This is a genomic window from Paenibacillus sp. 4624 (genome assembly GCF_050435065.1).
Lineage (GTDB): Bacteria > Bacillota > Bacilli > Paenibacillales > Paenibacillaceae > Paenibacillus > Paenibacillus amylolyticus_D.
This window is the reverse complement of sequence record NZ_JBNDJR010000001.1, coordinates 851,945-878,378: the sequence shown is the minus strand read 5'-3', so window position 1 is coordinate 878,378 and position 26,434 is coordinate 851,945. Positions and strand designations below refer to the sequence as shown.

Sequence of the window (26,434 nt, the reverse complement as noted above, 5' to 3'; positions counted from 1 at the left end):
TTTTGTAAAGGATGACTCACGAGATAGAAGACTGACTATTCGGTCTGACAAGTGGCGTAAATAGCCGTTCTGATACAAGTTCCGTTCAAGAATGCTAGGCTTGGATTTTTTTAAAAAACAGACTGTTCGGTTTAATTAAGTTCATTGTTTTGTGTTATGCGCAAAATAGTATTCATTACAGCTTAATGAAATCTAATCAGAGGGTTGATACCTTGGAATAAGTGACTTGTAAAGGAGAAGCAAAGAGAACGACGTCTGGTTGCCTTTGGGTGGTAAAAAATGGGAGTTATCTGAAGCGTCACAGCATGTAGCAGGTAATTTTTATCATATGTTGGGAATTAAAGTGAAAACACATTCCTATTTCATAATAACCCATATTAAATAAGTATACCACCATTGTTTTAAATATTTTGCACTTTTATAACCTATTATGTAAATTTTCAATACAAAATAAGTTTTTTTGTCTTTTTTTCGATTCACTTTGAGCCGGAATTCCAAAAAACTGGCCTTCAGAATTGTATGGTTACATTCCTGATAATGCCAGTTCTATCATCACATCATACTTACAATCCAACCGATCCAATAAGCCAAAGGAATCAATAGAACTTGCGCTACAAGTGTGCCAAAAAGACGAGAGATCAGCATGCAGCCATAAATTTGGTTCATGCGATTCAGCCGGATTTCACCACGCAAAGATCGGTCACTCAGGAGTGAAATCCGCGGGTCGACCAGAATCGTAAGCAAAATGGTTGCCATACCGTTAATCAATCCTGTCGATTGAGAGGCAGCAACAGCCTGATCCGGGTATAGATACGCTGCGTATAAACTGGACAAAACACCTGTAGTATAGATGGCAGTTACGGCTACATTAAGCAGCATTAACCGTCTTGGCATGCCATGCTGCACCAAACGTTTGGCCATCTCCCAGGATGGTGCAGTAATGTAGTATGTTGCATTTCGGAGTTTACTGCGTTTCATCAATTGGCGCACCATGCCGGGGATGGAACCTGCCGCTTCAAAATGCACCACCATTCTGGATGAGAGTTTGACCATCGTCGGGAAACAGAGAATAGCTAACGCCGTTCCTATCGTTGCCGCCCCCATCAACCAATGGAGTTGGGTTGCAAAGTACGGGTTAGCTCCACGGGTGGCGGCATCCACCAGACTACCAATCATGGGGCCCTGTGCCATATTGGATGTGCGGGAGACGAGCAGCAAAATGCCTGCGAGGGATATCGCAAGAGCAATCCGACGCGTACGTAAACCGCCAAGACGAAGTGCATAGGAGAGGCTATCTGTGGCATGGATCAGCATGGTGAATAACATCGGAAGAGCCAGACTTAAACTGAACATTATGTACGTTCTCCTTTATATTGGTTCTTATGTTTGATTTTATCCAATTTTTCTTCATCAACGTATTATACGCCCTATCCCCCCGGAAGTATAGAAAAGGGACGAGAACTGGTTTGGTATTTATCCTGATTTGCCTGTGGGCCTAAGGGTAATATACTACTAATCCATACTATTTCAGGAGGGATAACGTATGCCATGGAACAAAAACGATTACCCGGTATCCATGAAAAATTTGAAGCCACGCATTCGGCATAAAGCGATCGACATTGCCAACGCTCTGCTTGATGACGGTTATGAAGAAGGACGGGCTATTGCCATTGCAACAGCCAAGGCGGAGGAATGGGATGAGAATCACCCTGATCATACGGCGTCAGGCTCCGATTCGGCTTCTCATACATCATCCAAAAAACAGGATGAGTCGCCTTCTTCAGAATCGTCTTCTCGGGATCGGCGCCACTCTGAACCTGTCTCCTCGTCCAAGAATCATCACAACATTCATGTTGTACCGACCGAAACGGGCTGGGCCATTAAACAAGAAGGTACATCCGATTACTATTCCACCTACGATACCAAAGCGGAGGCTGTTGATGCCGCTAAAGCATGGAGCACCAAACATCATATTCGAGCCATCATTCATAATCAGGATGGACAAATTTCTCGTTCTCTTAAATCGTAATTATACATTTACCACACTAATGTCCAGGTCATCCATTTAAAAGCATTCCAAATGCAAACAAAAAATCCCTCTTGCTGCGAGTCTGCAGACAAAAGGGATTCCTCTCTAAATCAGAGCTTACTTCAATCCAGTCAGCGCTTAATAAAGCCCGAATACTTTTTATGCCGTATAAGCAATGGGTTATTCTGAATTGCCTGCTCAATGCGTTACACCTTGTGCCACGGAAGTCCGTGTTGTGGCTGTAGCCGCATTGACCGCTTTGGCAGCAACCGATGGAATCGGCAATTTCACAGCCGACGTTGTAACCACTGTACCGCGAGCCGGAATGCTGACCACATACGTAATCATTTTGCTGGCAATCCATACAGCCAGAATTGTATATAAAGTTTCTTTTACCGGAAGAAAGAAGAGTGACAATCCTAAAACGAACGCATCACTGACAAAGAAAACCGTTCCCAGCTTCCATCCCTTCCAGCGGCTGACGAGCACGGCGAGAATATCGTCTCCGCCTGTCGCTCCACCAAAGCGAAGCACAATTCCCGCACCAATTCCGGTCAATACACCGGATAGTACTGCAGGAATCCACAGGTTTCCGTTAAAATTCATCACCAGTGTGGAGTAACGCTCAAAGCCGTCATAGAATAGGGAAAATGCACCCACACCAAGCAACGCTTGGATCATGAATTTCCAGCCTTTGATGAACCAGGCCAAGATCATGACAGGAATGTCGAGCAGCAACATGCCGATCGCCGGCGATAAACCCGTTGCATATTTTCCGAGCAGGGCCAGACCGACAAATCCGCCCTCCGATAAATGATTCTGAAAGTTAATGTGATAATAAGCAAATGCCAAAATAAATGTACCAAGTAACATAATTGCAAACTTGATCGCTTCTGTCTTAACGTGTTGTACGGTTAACGATGTTCTCTTCATACAGGTTCCCTCGCAGTTTGTAGTTGGTTTTTTAGACCGACCGTACCCTGCAAAAGGCAAGCCTGGAAGAAATCATCGTGTACGTCCTTCGAATATTCATCCCAATCCCCTCTTTCGCAGAGTCAGCCGTTTTTTTGAAATACGGTTGGTTTACTCTACAAGGGGCGCTATGTGTATGAGAGATCGTAACGTTTCCAGATTGTCCTTGGGGAGATTGTCCTTCGGGGACTCATGGTATCCTGATCCTTTCTGTGTTTTGTGGTTAGCTGTGCTTGGTTAAATTGAAAAATAAATGATGCAGAAGGTTGAACAGGTCACTTTACACTCACCACTTCGATTGCAGTACCCTCTTTCGATCGCTGTTATCCCCGGATTTTTTTGATTCCTTTTTTCAAAAGGAAAAATCCTGTGATAAACGCGAGCGCTTCGCTTCTACAGATGGGTTCTGCACTCTTCGTTAACGTGTGAAAGGGAGATTCAACTCACAGCATTTAAATTTAATTCAATTTAAACACCAAAGCTAACTTGCTTGTACTTCTATTATATAACACCAATGTAACTGGGTCTAAACAAGCAACCCATCAAAAACACGCATAAAACAGCCTCTGGACTGCTCCAGCGGTCATACAGGCACACCGGGATCAACAAAGCTTACGAATGGTGCTACCTGCTCCTTTATTCTATGACCGAAGCTTTCAAATATAACAGTGCAGTCACCCAACTGTGACAATTACGGGCTTTTTTTTATTTTCTGGTCGTTAGCTAAGGAATCCTTTTCCTTATGCACATACACTATATCGAACGGTATCATCCATACAATTCAAACGTTTCCAGACTTACTCTGCTTTTTATGGTATAATATAACAATTGAATCCCATTACCGTTTAAGCGAGGCGGAGTGATGAAAACGTTAAAGCCGAGAGTCTTTATTGGCTGCTCGCTGGAAGCTAAGCCGATTGCAGCCGCTGTACACGAAAACTTGCGTTTTTCAGCCGAAGTCACCCCGTGGTACTCGGGGGTATTTAATCCAAGCAGTTATACCATGGACGATCTGGAAACTGAGGTACGCACAACGGACTTTGCCATTTTTATCTTCCATCCGGATGACATATCCAAAATTCGCGGGAAGTACTACGCATCGGTTCGGGATAATACAATGCTTGAAATGGGTCTATTTATGGGCCGTCTGGGACGAAAGCGTATTTTTTTCATTCTTCCTGAAGATATTACGGACATCAAGGATGCTGCCAAAGTCGAAGGATTGCGGATGCCCACCGATCTGCTGGGATTGAATCCGCTGGTATATGAGATTCGTTCTGACGGAAAATGGGCTCCCGCCGTATCTGTAGCCTGCTCCAAGATCGCAGACAGCATTGAAGAGCAAGGACGCTGGAGTGATCCCGAAGCCGAGCGTATCATCGAGAATCATAAACGCTCCGAAGATCAGGCAAGACTGCAGCTATTCAAGCTGCTACGTTTCTTTAGGGAATTGCTGCGCACACGCAAAGCAGATGCCCAGATGCTCGAACGCATGAGTGATGCGTTGCGAAGTGCCTTTGTTTCACATCCACCATTCACTGTACGCGGCACTGCGATCTATCGTACAGATGGTAATGGTTATATTGAGCAATTATGTGGTAATGTTGGAGAACCCGGCAGAAAATACGACTTGTCCGCCAATGATGACAAACCGCCGGATGATCCTAAACGCATTCTTGTTGTCGATTCATATCAAGAAAACAAAATCAAAGTAAATCTGTACGACGATTACCTTGAGAAAGAGTATCTGCTGTGCTATCCTGTAGCCAAGAGGTATGTAATTACCGTTCACATTATTGGTCATATTGAAGCGGATGAGGCGGTGTTTCAGCACATTGACTTGCAAAATCGTCAACTGTTTAACGCCATCAACGATCTGTTAGGAGGCGAACCGGAATGAGACCGGAAATGAAAAAAATAAGCAAGCGCTGGGGCAGCGAGAAGAAAGTTCGCCTTAGTTCTGCGCCTGATTCATCACGACCGGTTCCGGAACCCAAGGAAGAGGATCGTTTCCACAAACCGGCCGTACCGCTCGTTACCATCGGCCCATCACTGAAGGGCAAGGAGCGGCCTTACAAGGTCATTTTAGAAAAAGATGCCTATTACGAGAAACCTCAATATCTTGCTTAATAAGGGATAAAAAATCTGTTGCAGACTTTTGTTCTAGTTGTTTGTTTACTAAGGAAGAAGCTTATATTTTATTGCTCTGCACATCTAACATTTAGACTGCCGCTGTATCGGCAGCATATACTCAAGGCCCTGCCGCCCAAGGCAGGGCTTTTTTGATGCTCGTTTTGCCAATTCCTCAATGTATTCAATGTTATTTCTAATTACAATATCCGCATGCAAGGAACGTGAACTCCGAATATATCGTTTACCAAGTTGACGTTGCATCTGACCTTAGGTTTCCTGCAAAACCCATAAATTATACCTAAAATTTGGAGTCAGCTTGTCCGTTCTTGACAAGTATTCACCCATTTGAAAACCACAAACTTCTCAACTAACACATCACATATGTTGTAACGCAAATCATGTGCTCTTACTCGGCAATTAGACTTAAGTGAGATGAATGATGAGTTCGCCTTACTTCAACTTAAATTTCTATACAAACGATTAAAATCGAGAACAAACCCATTTCCATTATTTCTCGGTTGTATAACGGTTCTCTTTTGCATATATTGATTATAATATAGGAACACATGTTCTGTAAACATTAAATTCCAATTATAGACTAAGGAAGTGAATTGCATGACATCCTCTTCTACTTCCGCCCCCTCCCCTTCCGATGAAGATCACCGCCTGATCAAAGGCATGGTTGTACGCACCCTTTTGCTCGATGTACTGGAACGGGATATTCGAGCACTGGATACGTTGCTTCTGAAAATGCCCGAGGTCTATATTCTGTCGCTCACCCGTATTCAGAATGAGGTACTTAAGGAGATGCTGGGACTGAGAAAACAGATGAGAACCCGTGGCGTGAAAGTTCTGGAGGAAACACGGGGAAAGGATGGCATTGAAACCGTTTATTTGTGCAGGGGATACATGCAACAGTTCTATATGCTCTGGACATTTGCACGTAATGAGGTCAAAAAAGAACTGAGCCGCCATCTGCAGATGGATCTGACGCAAACCTGAGTACGATTGGTTTTCGAGGTATGAGGTGCAATCCGTTTCCAAAACAATATGGTAAAGGGAAGCACTGCGAATCCCAGCGTTCCACTCGAATGATGATTTTTGAACAGCTTGACCATCGCCAGCGATGTTCATTAAGATGGAGAAGACATATCCAACCATTCCAATACGGGAAACGGATATATCTTACACGTCTTTTCAATCAAGGAGCTGTACTTTATGGATAGAAGTTCAAATTCGCATTTACCTTCATTTTCGAAAAATAATACAAAGCCACATCCGCTCGTAGCCGCGGATGTGACGGAACTGATCGGCCAGACCCCTGCGGTTCGACTCAGCAGGCTTACAGGCAGCGACTCCGCTGACGTATTCGTCAAGCTGGAGTATTTCAATCCAAGCGGCAGCGTCAAGGACCGTGCCGCCTACAACTTAATCGCCCAGGCTGAACGAGACGGTCTGCTGCAGCCTGGGGCAACCATTATCGAACCGACCAGCGGCAATACCGGGATTGGCCTCGCGATGAATGCCGCAGCCAAAGGCTACAAAGCAATTCTCATCATGCCGGACAACATGTCCAAGGAACGCATCAACATTTTGAAGGCATATGGCGCAGAAGTTGTACTTACGCCTGCCGCGGAGCGGATGCCTGGTGCCATTCGCAAAGCGAAGGAGCTTCATGCCGAACTGCCGGGCAGCTTCATTCCGCAGCAGTTTGAGAATCAGGCGAATCCGGATATCCACCGAATCACGACGGCGCCTGAGATTATAGAGCAGATGGATGGCAGACTGGACGCCTTCATCGCTACGGCCGGAACCGGCGGCACGATCACCGGAACGGGCGAAGAACTGCGCAAGCAGCTTCCCGCCCTCCGCATCTATGCGGTGGAGCCGCAAGGTTCCCCGGTGCTGTCCGGCGGCGAGCCCGGACCGCACAAGCTCGTCGGTACAAGTCCGGGCTTCATCCCGGACATCTTGAATACCGACGTATGGGATGCCATCATCCAGGTGTCCGATGAGGACGCACTGGATACGATGCGGCAGCTTGCTGCCCGGGAAGGGCTGCTGCTCGGCCCTTCCTCTGGCGCTTCGGTGTGGGCCGCCCTTCGCATCGCGAAGGAACTGGGGCCGGGGCACCGGGTGCTCTGCATTGCGCCGGATACCGGGGAACGGTATTTGAGCATGGGTATTTTTTAACAAGGCCAAAGGCAGCGATCCCTAACCCGACAATCTTTACACAACAAGCTCTACGTTCATATCGCATAACAAAATCGAGAACCAAATGAATAACCGAATAGCTAATCAAAATAAATAAGCCCCTGCTCACCTCGGATCATGTATCCAAGAGAACAGGAGCTTATTTTTAATTTTCGCAACACAAAAGTAATCGCTCAGAGCGCAGGTATCAGACATAAGACATGAGGCATGCAGCGGAAACATGAATCACAAAATATGAATGACAAACATCCATCACAAAACATGAAATCCCTCGTCCCGTGCTACATCCATGCTGCGCCTACATGTTCGTTTAACGCTTAGAAAAGTTGGTTACCGATTAATGTGCCAAGGTTGTCCATTCCACACCTTCGGGAAGTAGAGCGGCAATGCGGTCTTTGGCTTCCTTCTGGGTATAGAGTGACTCATCCAGAATCGCGGCCGAACCGGAGTCACTGCTTGTGCGAATGAGACGTCCAAGGCCCTGCTTCACACGCAGCAGCATATACGGCAGATCAATCTCTTCATATGGCGAAGCCGATGCATTCCGTTTGGCATTAAACACGGGGTCCTGCGGTGGGTACGGAAGTGACCAGATCATCACGTTGGATAACGATGGTCCTGGAACGTCAAGACCTTCCCACAGATTGACAGAGCACAGCACACTCTCCTCATCCTGCTGGAACGCTGCGATCAGGTCACTGATCTCTCTGTCTCCCTCGTACATAAAGCGTAATCCTTCTGCTTCAGGGACATGAACGATGTCCTGCTTGAATGCGCGCAGTTCCTCCATTGTACGGAACAGGATCAATGCCCGACCGCCGCTCTCTTGGAGCAAAGCCGCCGCATCACGCAAACGGTTTTCGTTCTCTGCATGGCCTGGAACAGCTTGTTCGGCAATTTTCATCTGCATTTTATCTGCGTAATCATAAGGAGAAGCGACGGAGAACGATACAAAATCGTCAATCCCCAGACTATCCGCCACATAACGGAATGAGTTGTCCACAGACAGCGTAGCCGACGAAAACACAATCGGAATACCCGTGTTGAACACACGCTCGTTCAGAATTTCTTTTACGGTACGCGGCATGATCGACAATGTCGTCTCATCCTCGCTCTCTTCCGCCCAGCAGATGTAACCATCCTCCTTGCGGAACAGGGACAAAGCCGTCTGGATCATATCCAAATGCTCTTCCACGACACGCATCTGATACCCATCCAGCGAGAACAAACCGCTTTCGAATACCAGCTCTTCTCCAATCGCATCCAGCACGCCGTTTAATCGTTCAATCTCACGCAGCAGCGGAGCCTCTACCCGCACTTCTTTCCGTTCCGAGCCGGGAATCGCCACCGTATACGTATCCAGCAAGCGGAACAATCGCTCACTGCTTTCAATCGCCTCATCTACTCGCTCTGCAAGGGTTTCACGAATCTCGCCTTCAAGCAGACGTGTAACCAGTTCCTCGAAAATGCGGTGCTTCAGCTTGTAACTCAGGGCGTTCAGTGCCGCTTCTTCCAGCAAATGGCCTTCATCAAATACAACCGAGCTATGGTCAGGCAGTAAAGGCAGTTGTCCTTCTCGTTTGCGCGCTTCATAGGTCCACACATGCTCCATGTAATAATCATGGGAACAGATAATGATGTCTTTGGAACGACGGTAGTGATCACGCGATAGCGTCAGGCCGCAGCGTTGTCTTTTCGGACACACAAAACAATCCTGAAACGGGTCCCAGTTAATCTTGTTCCACTGGCGGTCGTTCAGATGCGGATACTGCTTGCGGTCACCATACGGATGGAAAGCCTGTAGTGTTCCCGGCGTGTTCACGAATTCCGGCAGACTCTCGTACACCTCTTCAATCACTGGCGCATCCTCATCGGCGAATCGGACGGCACTCAGCTTGTTCAGGCAGACGTACTGATCTGGCGACTTGCCAAGACGCGCGTCCACTTGCAAATCCAGATGTTCAGCGAGCTTCGCAATATCTCCGCCCGGCTTCACCAGCTGTTCAATCAAAGACTCATCGGCACAGGCGATCACCGCCGGTTTGCCCGTATAACGTGCATAACAAACCGCGTAGAGCAGATAAACGAGTGTTTTACCTGTTCCTACGCCGGCCTCGGCCATAATCGTCTTTTTATCTCCATAGGCCCGTTCGAGCTGGTACGCCATAAAAATCTGTTCGTCCCGTACCTCGAAGCCGGACTCTGGCAAAATATCATAAAACACATCGGCAACCCACTCTCCCAGACGGGATACAAAAGGTTCAGCCGGATCATATGCAAAAGGGTAACGTTGTGTAGACAATCCTGGGTCAGCCTCCATTCTTAGACGCGGTCCTCTTTCATCCATTTTCCGTTCAAAAAAGGCCGCAGGGCAAAATTTAATTATCGCATGTGATGAGGTAAGTGACAAGCTTTTTTTCACTTGGTTAATAGAGAAGCCTGAATAGGGCTATGTATAGATGTTGACTACAGGGAAAATATATACAGAAATCCAACTATAGGAAAGGTGGTATGCCACTCCATGGATAAACATTCTTCACCATCCGGGCATTCCTCAGACCCATCCAACGAAACGTTGACAGATCGGCAGGGCCATCCGATTACCGACAATCAGAACGTACGAACCGTGGGCAGCCGCGGTCCAACCACACTGGAGAACTATCACTTTCTGGAAAAAATTACACACTTCGACCGCGAACGTATCCCGGAACGGGTCGTGCATGCCCGTGGGGCTGGCGCTCATGGCGTATTTGAAGCGTATGGAACGGCTGGAAATGAACCCGTATCGAAGTATACGAGAGCACGTCTTTTTCAGGAAAAAGGCAAACAAACGCCCGTGTTCGTACGCTTCTCGACCGTCATCCATGGCGGGCATTCCCCGGAGACGCTGCGGGACCCGCGCGGATTTGCAGTTAAATTTTATACCGAAGACGGCAACTGGGATCTGGTCGGCAACAATCTGAAAATCTTTTTCATCCGTGACCCGCTCAAATTCCCGGATATGGTGCATGCCTTCAAACCCGACCCGCTGACCAACGCACAGGATATGGAGCGTTTTTTCGATTTTGTCTCCCTTAGTCCCGAAGCAACACATATGGTGACCTTTCTCTTCTCTCCGTGGGGCATTCCAGCGAACTATCGTCAGATGCAGGGGTCAGGTGTAAATACATACAAATGGGTGAACCAGGACGGCAAAGGTGTGCTCATCAAATACCACTGGGAACCGTTGAAACAAGGCATACGCAACCTGCTGCAAAAGGACGCCAGTGAAATTCAAGGCCAGAACTTCAACCACGCTACGCTCGATCTCTATCATGCCATTGAACAGGGTGACTATCCGGAATGGGAGCTATGCGTTCAGGTGATGGAGGATGGTGAACATCCGGAGCTGGATTTTGACCCGTTGGACCCGACCAAGCTGTGGCCGCAGGATCAGTTTCCGTTTTTGCCTGTAGGTAAAATGACGCTGAATCGCAATCCCGAGGATTATTTTAATGAAGTGGAGCAAGCCGCATTCGGAACGGGGGTTCTTGTGGACGGGCTTGATTTCTCGGATGACAAGCTGCTGCAAGGACGTACCTTCTCCTATTCGGATACCCAGCGTCACCGGGTGGGTGCCAACTATCTGCAACTACCCGTGAATGCGCCAAAGAACCGGGTAGCTACCAATCAAAGCGGCGGGCAAATGCAATATAAAGTCGATCGGGCACCGGGTCAGAATCCACATGTGAACTACGAGCCTTCTTCGCTAGGGGGGTTAACAGAAGCGCAGCCGCGTGGTAAAGAGCATGAACCGCTGGTGGAAGGCCATCTGGTGCGGGAGAAGATTGAACGTACGAATGATTTTGGACAAGCCGGGGATACGTACCGGGCGTTCGAGGACTGGGAGCGAGATGAGCTGATCAACAACATGGTCGGTGCATTGGCTCAATGCAAACCGGATATCCGGGAGCGCATGATCTCTTATTTTACCCAAGCGGATGCGGATTACGGGCGACGTGTGGCAGAAGGACTGGCTGCTGTATCCACAGACGATAGTGCTACGGTACAACCGAAACATGATCCAGCCGTGGAACAAGCCGAAAAGCGTAGTCGGGAAACGGATGGGTATTAATTGGCGTTAGATGAGCCGAACGAGTATTGTCCGTAATTGAATGAGTATTGTCGTATAAAAAGTTAGATGAGAGTATCACCCCATGAGTCTGGATGCCTGTGTTGGCAGCCGCTTATGGGGCTTTTTGTGTGGTGACAGCTGTTGATTTGGAGAAAAGTGAAGTTCAAAGCGATGGATTAGGGATAAGTCTCGTGTGATCAGCCTGGGAAAAACAGGCATATTCACGTTCATTTCAGACGATGGTTCGTTAAAAAAAGGCGATCAGCCAATGATCGGATTACATTTCCCTTGTGGATTGGATGGGATTCGGAGCGCTTATGCCTGTCCTGCCAGTCTTAAACGCAACCTGATCAAATGATTATTGATAATAACGTTTACAACATTTACCATGAAGCTGTGTTCTGGTGGATACCTTTTAGCTAGCCGGACGGTAGGACGAAGCGCATGATGTACCATATCGTGCTTTCATTGAAGGTACTCTCTGCTCTGCTCTGTTCTGTTCTGTTCTGCTCTGTTCTGCTCTATTCTGCTTTGTTCAGTCCATACTCGGTTTCCGCCAGCTCGATCTTTTATTCCAATTAACCAAGGAGGCTTGCATCATGAAATTATTCCCTTCCACATCTACTCATGCATCTGCACGATCCCAGCGTTCCCTGAAATCCAAAATGACCAACATCTGTCTTAGTGCCGCATTCCCTCTATTACTATTAAGTGGTGGTTCGGTCGGTGCCGCAGAAATGTTGGAAGGCGGGTTACCTAATACCTCAGCGTCAGAGTCAGTGGTGAACAGTTCCAATATCACGCTGGCTGCGGGCGATTTGTATGTGTCTCCTAACGGTTCTGCCAGCAATCCGGGAACGATCAACAGTCCGACGTCACTCGCTAACGCTCTGACCCAGATCGCCCCGGGTAAAACGATCTATCTGCGCGGCGGAACCTACAGCTTCTCGCAAACGATTACGATCGAACGCGGCAACAGCGGCACCTCTTCACAACGTAAAAATCTGGTCGCCTACGGATCGGAAAAACCTGTCTTCGATTTCTCGGCTCAAACCTTTGCTTCCACGAATCGGGGATTGCAAATGTTCGGAGACTACTGGTTCGTCAAGGGTCTTGAAGTCAAAGGTGCGGGCGATAACGGTATCTTCATCGGTGGCAGCTACAACCGTCTGGAGCAGATCGAAGCGCATCACAACCGGGATACAGGTATTCAGATCGGACGTTATGCTTCAACGGCTACCAAAAGTGAATGGCCTTCATATAACGAAGTCATTCGTTCCTACTCCCACAACAACTATGACCCGGATGACGGCGAGGATGCGGACGGTTTTGCCGCCAAGCTGACGGTCGGTCCAGGGAACGTCTTTGACGGCTGTATTGCCGCCTATAACGTGGACGATGGCTGGGATCTCTATAGTAAAACAGACACAGGCGCTATCGGTGCAGTGACGATCCGCAACAGTATCGCATACGGTAACGGCGCCACCGCTGATGGAACCTCCACCTCCAACAGTGATGGTAACGGCTTCAAGCTGGGCGGCGAAAAAATTGCCGTGAACCATATTGTCGAGAACAATATTGCGTTTAATAACAAAAAGCATGGCTTTACCTATAACAGCAATCCGGGTTCGATCCAGATGACCAACAACACCTCATGGAACAATGGACAAAGCAACTTCGCCTTTGACAAAGGTACCCATATCTTCACCAACAACCTGTCCTTCCAAGGCGGCGCCAGCGACAAAACCAGCGGAACCGATGTCAGCAGTACCAACGTCTGGTGGAAAAACAAAAAAAGCGTTAACGACAAAGGCCTGCTCGCCAGCGCAGACGACTTCGTCTCCCTTATGCCTTCGGTAACCCGTGCCGCAGACGGCACACCTATATTGGGTAATTTCCTGAAGCTTGCAGGTGGCAGTGACCTGATTGGGTCTGGTACGCCAGCGGGGAAAAATATTGGAGCGCGGTAGGTATAGGTCGGTGAGATAAAAGAATAATTTATAAAGCAAAGTCCCCTTCCCCATGCCAGCCTGATCGGTAGTAATGGAGAAGGGAATTTTAAAATTGCTTTGTATTGTCTACTGGCTCATAAGGTAGATAGATACTCACGGTTTGGCTAAAACCTCAATTATCAGTCTGCCGCCTGTACGAAAACCCTGCTCAAACGCCGCTTCCACGTACATAGATGTAGATTGTCCAATCAAGTCGATCAGTCGCTCCAAGGCATCATATTCTGTATCTGGGAGCTTTGTTTTGTAGTTTTGCATGATGTCCGATATTTGGCTGTTAATTTCGTAATACTCGGCCTGTTCAGGATGAATCAACTCGTCCAATCTTAGGTTACCGTGAAACAAATCTTCGATCAGGTTTGACATGTTATCCTTCATGGTAAGGTCACCTCAGAAAGATTTTACATCAAGAGATGAGGTGAGATGAGGATTTAGCGGAAAATTCGCTAATTCTGTCTTTAGTTCATTCATAAAAGAATTTTAAACTCTTAATAGAAATTGCTTTCTCCTTTTTGAATTAATTCTTTAATTCGTTGATCTATTTTCTCTATTTCATTGGCAGGATTCTTCCACCAATTTCTACTCCAAATTCGCTCAATGATCCACCCTCTTGATTCCAGATATCGTTGTCTGTAGACATCACGTTCTCTAGCACTCGGCGAACTGTGATACATAGCTCCATCACATTCTATACCTAGAATATACCTGGAAGAATCATTCGGATGGACAACTGCCATATCAATTCGATATCCTGACATACCTACCTGAGTAGTCAGCTCATATCCCAAGTTACGGAGTTGCTGATACACTTGTTCTTCAAATGGAGAATCAAATTGTAGGGATTGCTGAACTGTATGGGTGCTTATTGTTTCATTGATCTCTTGAATCACCGACTTGATATCTTCAATTTTATTTCCAGAAACAGATCTAGCATATTTTAGGTAACTTTTAAATAATCTAGGACCTGGTTCTGACGCATTGGCTACATTCAAATCCTCGGGCTCAATGCTGGAAACCACTGTTATACTTTCCTTAGCACGTGTAATCGCCACATTAAGTCGATTTTCACCATTCTTTTGATTGAGTGTTCCAAAACGGCTATACACTTTTCCTTCTTCATTTTTAGCGTATCCGATAGAGAAAATAATGATATCTCGCTCGTCACCCTGAACATTCTCAATATTCTTAACAAATAGCCTTTCATCTAAGTCACGAACCATTTGTTCCGTATAAAGTACCCTGAACTCTTCATCTTCTGAAACTGTTTTATCAATTACGTCAAGAATTTTAGACTGTTGTTTCGCGTTGAATGTAATAATACCAACCGATTTTTGATCTTGTTCTATTAATATCTTTTTCAACTGCATCACAACTTCCAAAGCTTCAACTTCGTTCGACTGATTCAACCATCTGCCGTTTACCTTCTTCCAGACAATTGCAGGCGGGATTTTAAACGGAGTAACATTTGGCGCAATTTGGACATAACCATTATAAAAAGCATGGTTAGAAAAGTTAATTAGCTCTTCAGATTTGGACCGATAATGCCACTGTAGAATCTTTTCTGGAAAGCGTCTTTTCGCTAAATTCAGTAGGCTTACAGACTCGTCCACATCATACTTCGCTTCATTATCGTCTTCGTCATCTGCATAGCCGGATCTAAACAAGTTAGATGGTTGAAGTTGCTTTTCATCCCCAGCTACAATAATTTGCTTACCACGGTATACAGAAGGCATACTGCTTTCAACCGTTAATTGTGAAGCTTCGTCAAAAATAACAATGTCGAACATTCCCTCTTGAAGAGGGAAAATTGAAGAAACCACATCTGGCGAAGACAACCAAACGGGTAAAATATCTGCTAATACGTTATCGCTAAATTGGTTTACTAACTTTCGAAGAGGCCAAATCATTCTCTTTTTACTCGTTTGATGTTTTAGCTCTTTTGTTAATTGTCCTTTATTAAGTTGCAAAAGATTAACATGATTTCTTAATTCGTGAATTAGATATTTTGCGGATAATTCCCGTTTTTTTTCTAATAATTGTGCAAATGATTGGCGTATTCTCCTAAATTCGTTTGTAGAAATCTTCTGAACATCGGGATATTTCGCTTCAATTTGATCAATCCAGTGTACATATGCAGAATTTTTAAAAATGTCGACCCAAGACTTATTGAGGGACTGCTCATAATCGACTTCCTTTTCCTGCAAGGCTAAAATAATACTTTTTATTTCACTGCTGGACTGCTTCCAGAACGTATCCATTGATTTCAAATCATCAAAATCTTGCTGGAAATATTCTAAAAACAAGATTAATTCTTGTAAAGGAATTTCCCCGTCCGCTACTCGCTCCTGTAACCTCACTACATCTTCTTCCTTGACTAGTGAACGTAATGCATTCAAATCTTCAGTTATTGTCAAAGTTATCTTGCCTAATTCATACGTGTACTTTAAAATCTTTTTAATTTTTACCCACTCGGTTGAATTTGTTCCTTTAAATACCTCTCCATTCGTAATCTGGTCAATGATGGATTTGCCTGTAATCTTGGTCCACCAGAATAAGCGTAGCCCTGCAAAAGGACGCTTTTGATCTCCATCAAGTTCCGGATATATTTTGTTTATCTTTTGTTGTACTTCCCAAGCATAAGCAGGAGTGAATTTTATCCGACCTAGCTTTTCGATAATAACCATGGCTATTTTTGCTTTATCGATTAAGTCTTCCAATTTTTTAATCGTATCCAGTTTCTTTTTTATATCAAAGTGAGCAAAACTTTTACGATCACGAAGCGGATAATGCTCTTTTCCATACAACTCATACCATTCTCCATACGTGAATATAGCTTCCGTCATTTTAGGAAAAGAATCCTTCGACAACTGATCAGAAACGTTTTGCAGCGAGATGATTTTGTTTGAATCAATAATAGGATTGGATAGGCCATAAAGTTCATACAATCTGTAACCAAACGGTTGCTTTTCGTAAAGTGCTCTTGCAATTGTATTAAGTAATTCTTCTTGCTCATTCAGCCTTGAGGTAACGTTTATTAATTGTTCTAAAGCTTCAGCAAACTGCAAATCGTTATGCTCTAATATTGTCGTTATCTTTTGATAAAGTGATTTTCGATCAACATTTTCATCGTGTACCAGAGCAATATGATCACTTAGCCCCAATGTATTCATCCGTTGATAAACCACATCTAATGCAGCTCGTTTTTGACATACTACCAGAATTTTTTTATTTCTATGTAGAGCATCCGTAATTAAATTTACGATAACTTGGGATTTACCTGTTCCTGGAGGTCCGTGGACGACTAGACCTTTTTGAAAACGAGCTTCTCGAATAATTTCTTCTTGTGAACCATCACTTTGCAACACATTTAAAATATCACCTTTAATATCAACTCGTTCATCAAATTTCACTGGATTAGCCAATAATCCTTCATCCCTTAAATGATTAATATTAAAATTAATCATTTCTCCCACTAATGCAAGGGAGCTGGTCTCATTTAAATGGATTAATTCATCAAAATCACGAACAATAGCTGATCCTCCTTGCGGAAAATCTCCTATTACCGCATTTTCCAGCAATCTCATATTTGCTACTTCTGGAATGTCATTAGACATGTACTCTTTTAAGCGACTTAGCCCCGTTTTTGTATATTCTACCTTTAGCTGTTGCTTTTCCAAGAAATTAATAACTTCATTAAAATCCATAGAACTTGCAACTGAAACAGCCTCTTCAAAAACCTCTTCTGAAAAATTAAGTTGATTTAACTTCTTCAAGGCCAGAAAAAGCGTTCTATTAAGCTGTGGGCCACCCTCTTCGAGTTGTATTACCCACTTTTGCAGCTTAGTGTTGTCTTTCTCTAATCGGATTGGGAACAAAAAAAGAGGGGCTTGAATAAAGGTACCATCTAAAAGCGTTCCTGATAAAAATGGATACCCTACGTATAAATCGTGAACACCTGATTCATCTTCTGTCGCTTTAATTTGACGATAAAGATCTGTAAGTTTTTTGGATAAACTCATTGATTTCTCATTATTGATTGATGGCTTCAGTAAGGTAATTTTCTCTTTAATCCTCTGTTCTAAAATCGCCTTTAGGATTGATTCCGTTTCCACAAAATCTATTGCAGATAGATCAAAGCTCCATTTCTGATAAATCTTTAATAACCGAATGGAACGATTCCGTTTATTGATGTTGTTTAACTTGTCACGCATGTGCACTAACTGATCTTTCAATACTTTCACGTCCTTAAAACAGAAATTATATCGTATGATATTATTACACAAGAAAACTGAATAAACACCAAGTATAACAAAATATCTGCGTGTAATCATAAGCGAGACACTGACAAAAGTTTTAAATTTGAGACTATAAATCGTCAAGTTACATAAATTAGACCCAGCATAAGCTGGGCCATACCGTCGTATTTGTACCTACACAAGTAATATTTTACCTAAAAAACTCAAATATCTTTAATTAAACTAGTATTATAAAAGAAATCCATTTCACAACTTGAATAAACCTAAAAATTTCTTTGGTGATTCATTTTTAATAGCATACGATGTTAGTTGACCAAGCATTTGCGTTAATCCGTTTTCAAATTCTAAAGATTCATCATCCGCACCAGTAAACGCATGAGTAATTTCATGTAACAAAGTACCAGAAAAATCGATTACATTCCGTAACTGACTTCTTTTGATAGTAATCCTTTGTTCAAAAGGTTCCCATAAACCAAGTGCTTCAAAACCAGAATAATCTGCTCTCATCGTCTCCGAAATGCAGATTTCTTTTATGTTCTTTGTCTGACTCTTTGGCAGCCATGTTAAGATCAAATCTTTGATAGCAAAAACTTTTTGTTCTTCTTTCGACAAAGAAGAGATAGGTATGTATATGAACTGAAAACTTGTATTAAACTCTTCTCGATAACCTTCTAAATCTCGAATTGGTTTCCCTTCAATATCTTGGAGTTTTGTAAGTCTATTAGCAATGGAATCTGGCACAACTACCACTCTATATCCATCACCTTGGGCATAAGTGACCAAAGAACCCCCATTCCTCATTTGATCAGGCGTGAGAAAAATTACATTTTCGTTAGCGTTCAAGATTTTACATGCATGAAGTTGCACATCAGTCCATTGCAGTTCGTCATGAATATAACCGGTTTCAAAATTTTTCAAATCCGCTGCCATTTCATTAGCCACTCCTGAATCGGTACACGCAAGTAATATAGATTTTACTCTGTCCGTGTAAGCACTCCGCCCAACGTTCGTCCGTTCTCGATTAAGTGCTTTGCGTAAAGCCGCATTTAAAGAGGTAATATTATAGCTAAACAGGAAATTTTCTTCTTCAGCTACACACAATCCGTTCACATAAATTCTTGCTTTATTCTGCTTATTTGGATTTAAAACAGATCCGTAAGTAGTCTTTTCTAATACTTCATCCCCAGAGAAATAAAGAAAAAAATCTTTCGCTTGTTCCATATCCTCATCTCTGACCCCATATAAAGTCACATCTGTACCCACAAGAGTATTATCAGATGGTGGCTGAATCACCGCATGCAGAGTAACGATATCCTCAAATCCATGCTTATGACTTTTATCCATAGATATATCTGCATGAGAAGAACGAATTAAGATACGGATATTCTGACGATCAAAAGTAGCCATTGCATCTTTCAATCCTACACCAAATTTCCCAATTACCTTCTCGGGGTTATCTAACTTTTCTTTATTTTCATTTTGTGTGAAGTGCTCATATCGTAAACCACGGCCATAATCTCGAATGTGCCATGCTCCTTGTTCATCTTTATAAATCTCCGGGACAGATGTTTTCGATAATAGATGCTCATCAAAAGCATTAGCAATTAGCTCTCGCAAAGCATAGGCTGGTGTCCAATGTTCTAATACTTTTTCAATGTTCAAGTCAAATTGACGTGCAAATTCCACTGCTATTCTCCTCCTTAGATATACTTATAGTTTTCATTACAAATGACAGTTAACTTCAAGAAAAATAACAAAATGAACTTATGATCATTTTCGTCGCCCATTCTCCAACATATTTGATACTACTTTGATTTTAATTCAACAGACACTTCCCTGTAAATATTCCCCTTTTTAAGGCGCTAGTTTAGGATGGTTAAATTACAATTATAGTCTAATTAGAATCCAAGATTTTAACTTATAGAAACCAAAAAAAACTTGAAGGTACGAAACCAATCAAGGTCGAGTTGAACTAATACTTAAAACACAATAAAATTTTCTATCGGCGTTATATTCTCATTGTCATCATTATCAATATAGATACCACAAGGAAAATTTTCTTGAGATAATAATTGTTTCATCAATTTTTCATTTGTATACGTCATTATTATAAATTGAGGGTTTGTAAAAGGGATTCGTTTTATGATCTTCCTCTTAATCATTCACGATCTCTTCCGCACTTTCATAAAAAATATGATCGTGACCTAATCTACCACAATTCTATTCTAAGAAAGATCAGTAGATTTATTTTCACCGTAATGTTGTAGATTACGAATTAGGTTAAGATTAAAGACCTCATTACCAATTAAAATTATCCATTGCATCGTAGATTTTCGTCCTTTGTTATCTACCAACACCGCCGGTAGAAAACGAAGATCACCCAACAGGTCAATCATCGTGGTAGCCAACCATAATCAACCTATTTGATGTAACAGTTTTTAAGGCTCACTCTTTATGCCTGTATGGGTTGAGATTTCACTCATTTATTACTGTCTTTGTTGCTAATATTCCACATAGTTCGTCGTTGGAGATTAAGTAGATAATTTCTCCATCTGATATACCTAATTCAATATGGGTTACTTCTTTTAGCCAAATTACAAAACCACCTTCAAAAACCTGAACGTATGGACTTTCATATATGGAGTCTGTTACTTCAAAATGCGGAGTTCCCATAATATTTCGTCCCACATTGTGAAGTAAAGGACTCTCAACTGTCTTGGGATAAATAAACTCAATTTCTCCCAGAGCCCCTTCATTATCCAACCAAATACATCCACCACATTCAATTTGAATTGGGATACAGTCATCTGACATATGTTCTGTCAATATATTATATGTTTGTACAGATGGGGTATAAGAAGATTCCGTATAAAATCCTGCATCTGACTGCTTTACATTTTTTATTTTTAACACAGTAAGTACTCCTTCCTAATTTTTAAAACTACAAGGTTGAACTCCTAGAATTCCTTAAAATACTGATACAGCATCGGTTGCTTCACAACAAAGAAACCCTAAAGGATGGTCTTTAGGGCTGTCTTTAACCTATGATTGATAATACAATTCTGAATACATCTTATACCAATCAGGACGGTTTGCTTTAATCACAGACAACGCTTCAATCACTGTAACTCCTGGTTTGATAAATTTTCATAATCAATGCGTTGATTAGTCAGCCATATGTGTGCTATAGACTCCCCACAACTTGCCGCTGTCTTGCTGGAGCGTTGAAATATTTAAATCATTCATTGGAACTTGTCCAGTACGTGGTAAATTTAAATTTGCTTCATTGCATATTATTTAAGTTATCCAAGACTACAGGTCTTTAATGTCAATCGGTTCTTTTTCCAAAAACCTAGTATACCATTCATTCAAAGGGAAATGAGCAACATTTGTTATATCTAATGCAAGCGGTTTAATAGAAAATGAGCCACCTCTTTCAAAAACTTTTATTAAAAGTTCATAAATATTCAAGTATTTATGGGCAACTGGTGACTTGTCTGCATACTTAGCCAGCTGTAAATAATACTCAAATATTCTTTGTACATACAAATTTTCGTTTAAAAACTTTACTGCTTCTGGACTACAATACATTGAAATCTCTATTTCATCCTCAACGTCACCCAGCAATTTTGCTATATTCGTAAAAGCTGGTGGTAGTGGTTTTAGCTGTTCCTCTTTTAAAAAAACAGCTAATCTTCTTAAAAACTCATAACCTAATTTAGAATCTTCATCAGTCACAGTCGTTCCTATCTTATCCCAATGTATGTTATTTATTTTTAATTTCGCACTCTCAAGATACATTTCGTTCACCTCATTAGTATTCGATATCTTTATCAAAATGTTTATTAAAATCCTTAGAAGCATCATAACCAGGAAAAGATGGGGGATTGGGGTCTGTTACATCTGCTTTATCATGTGCATTTTTTTCTGGAACAACATCAAATGTATCTTTCTTTGCATTCCATGTTGAACTACTCCTGAATGAATTACTAATAGTTCTATTAAATTGTGAAGATTTTACACTTTTAATTTTTTAGCATATAACAACGCATAAAAATAAAACCACGACACGGCGGCTAGCTCGCATTGTGGCATTATTGGTTGTATTGTACGATCAGATGTAAACCCTCACAAGTTAGTTTTTAGGATTCTTATAGCACCAATCTGGGTCATACGGTAACGATTTTAATTTTTGCATATCCTCCCAACTATAGACCCAATCATAATCTGCGACCCAAAAGTAATCGTCGGGGTTTAGCTTAAGATATTCATAAATAAAACAAAAAATAAGTTCTTGAGCACCGTATATTTCTTCAATATAACCCACTTTACAAAACTTTCTATTTGGATCTAATCCAACCTCCTCATTATCGTAAAATTCTATACCCGGATTATCTGTTGCATCTACGTAGTATATAAACGAACAGCCATTTTGCCTTACCAACTTATCGCTAATGTTCAATGTTGTAGAGAGAAACTTTCCATCCATTGAATAATTTTTACTGTTGTGAAAGTTGAGCATCGCATCGGCATAAAATGCTGCAACTATTGAATCTGACAATAATTTTTCAGTTGTATATTTCTTGTGATCCATTAAGATGTATGCTGGAGTTCCCATTAATTTAATACCTCCTTTAGCTCTTCCAATGAATTTGCAATTGTTACTCCTTGCTTCTTAATCTCTTCTAACATTTTACCATGCTCTAATCTCAAGTTTGTCAACGGCTTGTCAATGTAAAGAATTACTTTCTTTCGCTCTGGATTCAAGAAGAAATCGTGGTTTACATTCATCAATTTGTTAAACTGGTCTTCTTTTACAGCCTTAATGGATGCTTTGACCTCAATTATTGCATTTTTCGTAACTACATCTAAATCTCCAGCTGCTTCGCCATTTTTTTTAAGAACTTTTTGCCCGAAACCCGTGACTTCTTGATCTTTTCTTATAAAATCAGCAACTTTTGCTTCAGTAGCCTTCCCAACGTCTAAACTATTTAAGAAACTATCAATATCACGATTAATATTTTTCGGATGTTGATCTACCCAAGTCAGTTCATAGCCCGCAAGGTTTGTGTACTTCGTTTTGCTTCCGTCCTTAATTACACTGCCTATATTAGGAGCTTGCCCCGCCTCCTTTATGTTACTACCTTTTCTCGCTTCACCCGCTTCCACATTCTTTTTAATCTTCGTCACAGCCGGATCAGAAGCGGGCAAGCGAAATGGCCCTTTGCGACCTGGCATACTTCCGCGAACCATCTGGAAAGCCATAACGATCTGGCTGAATTTCAGAGAAGTCAGCATTATCTGAGCATACTTATCGGATACAGGCTCGCCTGTGAAGGGATGGATTCGATTTTCAAAAGCTTTAATCTGCAACGCATTGATATCTTCCCCCGGCTCTTCCACATGACCTGCTGCTTGCATCCGATTGATATCCAAATGCCCCTGATCCTTCTCATAAGCCTGCAGAGATGCCTGATCGGGAACACCATTTTCGTTTACAGGCATCCACATCAGCCTACCATAGACATTGACTTTCTTCATCCGGTAGCCCTTATCACCCGAACCCGCATCACTCCCTGTGCTCTTCATCATTGCTGCCGCACCAACAGCACCAATAACACTACCCAGACTCACTTTCTCCGCATCTGCATTCTCAAACCGAATCGCGATATCCTTTAACTCTTTCGAAGTATACACCATGCTTTCCAATGCCTTTTGCAGTACGGGTCGTGACCTTGCAAAATCATCATAAAAACGCTCCTGCGTCACACCCATCCACATGGCTTGAAGGAACATCATCTGCCTGGAGAGATTATCTTGGATATGCTCCAATTGTTGCCTCGCCTGATCCACCTGACTTGATACGTGATGTAACTGTTCAGGAGTCACTTTGATTGTACTCATCCGTTTTCACCGCTTATTTTATGTAGGATATAACTATGTTAGCAGAAGTTTAATGGCAATTTCATCCGGCTAACCTCCTGATTTCAATTCATGAATCCACTCTCTCAATGTTGAGCTTCCATACTATGGACCTACAGTTTAATGGGAACATTGTTTCCGTCCAGATTAATGCTAATGTTCCCCGGCTTGTCTAGTCCCTTGCACGTTCGATTCGTCTTAGTTTCTCCGTATCTCGAGCTGGAGATAAACCGAAGAAGCGGGAATATTCGCGATTAAACTGCGAAGCACTCTGATAGCCAACCTGATATGCAGCACTGGCTACTGCATAACCCTCAAAAGCAATGAGATTTCTAGCCTCCAAAAGCCTTAATTGCTTTTGAAATTGAATAGGACTTAATCCCGTTGCACTTTTAAACTGACGATGAAAGGTATTTACAGCCATACCCGATTTAGATGCTATCTCACCGATGTCTATGGGCCTCATAAAATTATCGCGAAACCATTTTACAATTTGAGAAATCTTGGCAAAGTTACTTTCCCTCATACCCAGTTGTTTCAGATACCATCCTTGCGGTCCCATCAGAACGCGATAAAGGATTTCACGTTCATAAGCCGGTGCAAGAGCCGGAATATCTCTGGTTGACTTAGTTAATCGCAATAAGCGTAGCCATGCCTCCATGAATTCAAGCTCCATCTCACAAGCTGCGAACTGCGCGGAAGAAGTTGGGATTAGATTTTCAGGCAGATCTCTTAATAAGCGTTGAAGAACATTCTGATTTATCGCAAGACCAAGAGACATGTAAGGGCCGCCATTCCTATCTGGATGCACACTCGCCGTTGCAGGAACATGTACCGGCAGAACATAATATGAGGGGCTTCCCAGTGTAGTTCTGCGCTCCCCGATTGAAAGCATCTTTGTTCCTTGAACCGTAAAACCAATCATCGGCTCGTAGAGTGCTGCAAGCTGATGTGCGGGAATATCACCCTTAATCATACTCAGCCCCGGTACTTCCGTTTCAACTGGTCGAGTACCTGCACATTTCATTAATTCGATAATTTCATCCATAATTTTATTCATGCACCTATCTTATCAAATGAATCTGCATCCCTCAACACAGCTCTGAAATGAAGCAGCATTTTTAGGCTCTTCTGATGTTATAAAATAACGATATTCTCTGCTCATTACAATTACATGTGGTGGTTTTAGGCAATTTAAAGGTGTGATTAGATCTATATAATTTCCGCAGAGAAGACTAAAATAAAGTCCAGATCGATCACAAGAAAGGGTGGATATGATGAAAATTGCAATCGTAACAGGTGGAAGTAATGGCATTGGAAAAGCGACGGCCCTGGAGCTAGGCAAGCGCGGAATTAGCGTGATTCTCACATACAATTCCTATAAGGACAGAGCAGAAGCGGTCGTTAAGGAAGTGGAGCAAAATACAGGAGTTCGGGCTGTAGCACTGAAGTTAAATCTGACCCAAATATCAACATTCGAAGGTTTCGCCTTAGAAGTCAAACAGTACCTGAACGATATCTGGGACAGAACGACTTTTGATTACTTAGTTAATAATGGTGGTATTGGCGGACCTATGATGTTCAATGAGATGACCGAAGAATACTTCGACAACATTCTTAATACGAACTTTAAAGGACCCGTTTTTTTAACACAACACCTTGTGCGATTTATGGATGATCATGGAGCCATCGTTAATACTACGAGTTCTTCCAAGAACCAATCATTCCCAGGTTACTCTGCCTACGGCTCGTTAAAAGCAGCCTTCTCCACATGGACTCGTTATATCGCCAAAGAACTTGCACCTCGCAACATTCGGGTCAACGCCGTTTCTCCCGGCCCTACGCACAGCAATTTCGGCGATGGCGTATTCGATAAACATCCCGAATTCATCAAGCCACTGGCTGAGCAATCTGTATTTGGCAGAATAGGCCAACCAGAAGATCTTGCGAAGGTCATTGTGAACGTATTGTCCGATGACTTCGGCTGGGTCACTGCCCAAGACATCGAAGTGTCTGGCGGACATTTGCTCTAAGGTGTGAGTACAACATGGGGGTCGGTAGCTTAAAGAAATGACAGATGCTGAGCACTGACCCCTAACCAGATATGGATTAGCCAATGGCTTTTCAATATAACCTTCTTCTGTTCATCTGCACTTGCAGATTTACTCATAAACGCACTAATGTCTGAAAAACTCTACGTCCCCCAATATATGCATATCCTGTTGGCTATCCTTTGATTGTACGATTACAGGTTATACTGCCTTTTTACTATGAAAATTTAACATCTAATGTTGTTTATGAATACACTTGACTTTATTCAGAAACAAGAAGTAATATATGATTATATAAATGGAATATATTTCAATTTTAACAATAATTAAGGATGTGCTGTGTCCCATAGCATTTCGAAGCATATCTTACTCAGATCATCTTTTTAAAATACATAAATCTCTAATTCTAAAATCAATTATCAGGCTTTACCTAATATATAATTCTGAACCTGCTAGAGCGCTCCAGCCTGCAGCTTTCTTCCCTCTTCGTACTATCAATAGAAACAGGAACAGGAACAGATATTATGGGAAGGATCATTCTCACAACGAAAGGAGGATACGTAGGTTTCCATCTGCAAGTTCATCTTTGTTACGTAAGCGTATGTATCTTTATCTGCCAGCACATCCATAACAAGAAAGGTGGAATTGATCTCTATGAAAAAGTTATTTAGCTTGGCTCTTATTCTTTGTTTTAGTCTTCTCGTTTAATGCAGCTGTCTTTGCCGAAGCTCAGC

At 42.7% G+C, this 26,434-nt stretch carries 19 protein-coding genes; 8 read left to right on the top strand and 11 right to left on the bottom strand.

From position 1 onward, the window contains the following. Nucleotides 1-552: 552 nt before the first annotated feature. The gene (locus tag ABIE27_RS03930) at nt 553-1,353 is read right to left on the bottom strand and encodes a lipid II flippase Amj family protein (RefSeq protein ID WP_429349946.1); all 801 of its coding nucleotides are present in this window, start codon (nt 1,351-1,353) and stop codon (nt 553-555) included. A gap of 190 nt (nt 1,354-1,543) precedes the next feature. On the opposite strand from ABIE27_RS03930, the gene ABIE27_RS03925 reads away from it, so the two are divergent. Next, nucleotides 1,544-2,029 carry a DUF2188 domain-containing protein gene (locus ABIE27_RS03925; RefSeq protein ID WP_429349945.1) on the top strand — a complete coding sequence of 162 codons (486 nt, stop codon included), beginning with the start codon at nt 1,544-1,546 and terminating at the stop codon, nt 2,027-2,029. Nucleotides 2,030-2,227: 198 nt separating this feature from the next. On the opposite strand, the gene ABIE27_RS03920 is transcribed toward ABIE27_RS03925, so the two are convergent. Beyond that, nucleotides 2,228-2,962 carry a YitT family protein gene (locus ABIE27_RS03920; protein ID WP_123062304.1) on the bottom strand — a complete coding sequence of 245 codons (735 nt, stop codon included), beginning with the start codon at nt 2,960-2,962 and terminating at the stop codon, nt 2,228-2,230. A gap of 901 nt (nt 2,963-3,863) precedes the next feature. On the opposite strand from ABIE27_RS03920, the gene ABIE27_RS03915 reads away from it, so the two are divergent. The 4 genes from ABIE27_RS03915 to cysK all read left to right on the top strand — a co-directional run bounded on the left by ABIE27_RS03915 (nt 3,864) and on the right by cysK (nt 7,327). Further along, a complete protein-coding gene (locus ABIE27_RS03915) occupies nt 3,864-4,901 on the top strand; it encodes a nucleotide-binding protein (RefSeq protein WP_123062305.1) in 1,038 nt (345 codons plus the stop codon). Further along, complete coding sequence (locus ABIE27_RS03910) at nt 4,898-5,131, top strand: hypothetical protein (protein ID WP_123062306.1); 234 nt, start codon at nt 4,898-4,900, stop codon at nt 5,129-5,131. Before ABIE27_RS03915 ends, ABIE27_RS03910 begins: the two co-directional genes overlap by 4 nt. Before the next feature lie 618 nt (nt 5,132-5,749). Then, nucleotides 5,750-6,136, top strand: a complete 387-nt coding sequence (locus tag ABIE27_RS03905; RefSeq protein WP_123062307.1) for a hypothetical protein — start codon at nt 5,750-5,752, stop codon at nt 6,134-6,136. Between the two features lie 216 nt (nt 6,137-6,352). Next, nucleotides 6,353-7,327 carry a cysteine synthase A gene (gene cysK, locus ABIE27_RS03900; protein WP_429349944.1) on the top strand — a complete coding sequence of 325 codons (975 nt, stop codon included), beginning with the start codon at nt 6,353-6,355 and terminating at the stop codon, nt 7,325-7,327. A gap of 358 nt (nt 7,328-7,685) precedes the next feature. On the opposite strand, the gene ABIE27_RS03895 is transcribed toward cysK, so the two are convergent. Further along, nucleotides 7,686-9,668, bottom strand: a complete 1,983-nt coding sequence (locus ABIE27_RS03895; protein WP_429349943.1) for an ATP-dependent DNA helicase — start codon at nt 9,666-9,668, stop codon at nt 7,686-7,688. Nucleotides 9,669-9,869: 201 nt separating this feature from the next. Here ABIE27_RS03895 and ABIE27_RS03890 point away from each other — a divergent pair, with 201 nt between their 5' ends. Beyond that, nucleotides 9,870-11,462, top strand: a complete 1,593-nt coding sequence (locus tag ABIE27_RS03890) for a catalase (RefSeq protein WP_429349942.1) — start codon at nt 9,870-9,872, stop codon at nt 11,460-11,462. A 737-nt stretch (nt 11,463-12,199) separates the two neighbouring features. Then, a complete protein-coding gene (locus tag ABIE27_RS03885; RefSeq protein ID WP_429349985.1) occupies nt 12,200-13,432 on the top strand; it encodes a right-handed parallel beta-helix repeat-containing protein in 1,233 nt (410 codons plus the stop codon). A 135-nt stretch (nt 13,433-13,567) separates the two neighbouring features. On the opposite strand, the gene ABIE27_RS03880 is transcribed toward ABIE27_RS03885, so the two are convergent. The 8 genes from ABIE27_RS03880 to ABIE27_RS03845 all read right to left on the bottom strand — a co-directional run bounded on the left by ABIE27_RS03880 (nt 13,568) and on the right by ABIE27_RS03845 (nt 24,709). Next, on the bottom strand, nt 13,568-13,849 hold the full coding sequence (locus tag ABIE27_RS03880; protein WP_123062311.1) for a DUF6809 family protein: 282 nt from the start codon (nt 13,847-13,849) through the stop codon (nt 13,568-13,570). 110 nt (nt 13,850-13,959) lie between these two features. Beyond that, nucleotides 13,960-17,703 carry an AAA domain-containing protein gene (locus ABIE27_RS03875; RefSeq protein ID WP_429349941.1) on the bottom strand — a complete coding sequence of 1,248 codons (3,744 nt, stop codon included), beginning with the start codon at nt 17,701-17,703 and terminating at the stop codon, nt 13,960-13,962. A 270-nt stretch (nt 17,704-17,973) separates the two neighbouring features. After that, nucleotides 17,974-19,413 (bottom strand): ATP-binding protein, encoded by a 1,440-nt coding sequence (locus tag ABIE27_RS03870; RefSeq protein WP_429349940.1) that lies wholly within the window; start codon nt 19,411-19,413, stop codon nt 17,974-17,976. A gap of 789 nt (nt 19,414-20,202) precedes the next feature. Further along, nucleotides 20,203-20,640, bottom strand: coding sequence for a hypothetical protein (locus ABIE27_RS03865; protein WP_429349939.1), 438 nt, complete (start codon nt 20,638-20,640; stop codon nt 20,203-20,205). Nucleotides 20,641-21,039: 399 nt separating this feature from the next. Continuing rightward, nucleotides 21,040-21,528, bottom strand: a complete 489-nt coding sequence (locus ABIE27_RS03860; protein ID WP_429349938.1) for a hypothetical protein — start codon at nt 21,526-21,528, stop codon at nt 21,040-21,042. A gap of 334 nt (nt 21,529-21,862) precedes the next feature. Further along, nucleotides 21,863-22,345, bottom strand: a complete 483-nt coding sequence (locus ABIE27_RS03855; RefSeq protein WP_429349937.1) for a hypothetical protein — start codon at nt 22,343-22,345, stop codon at nt 21,863-21,865. Continuing rightward, nucleotides 22,345-23,631: a WXG100 family type VII secretion target gene (locus ABIE27_RS03850; protein WP_429349936.1), complete on the bottom strand. Its 1,287-nt coding sequence runs from the start codon at nt 23,629-23,631 to the stop codon at nt 22,345-22,347. Before ABIE27_RS03850 ends, ABIE27_RS03855 begins: the two co-directional genes overlap by 1 nt. Nucleotides 23,632-23,821: 190 nt before the next feature. After that, nucleotides 23,822-24,709: an AraC family transcriptional regulator N-terminal domain-containing protein gene (locus tag ABIE27_RS03845; protein WP_429349935.1), complete on the bottom strand. Its 888-nt coding sequence runs from the start codon at nt 24,707-24,709 to the stop codon at nt 23,822-23,824. Nucleotides 24,710-24,923: 214 nt separating this feature from the next. Here ABIE27_RS03845 and ABIE27_RS03840 point away from each other — a divergent pair, with 214 nt between their 5' ends. Further along, entirely contained in the window at nt 24,924-25,682 is a 759-nt protein-coding gene (locus tag ABIE27_RS03840) for an SDR family NAD(P)-dependent oxidoreductase (protein WP_244192743.1), read from the top strand. Nucleotides 25,683-26,434: the final 752 nt, after the last annotated feature.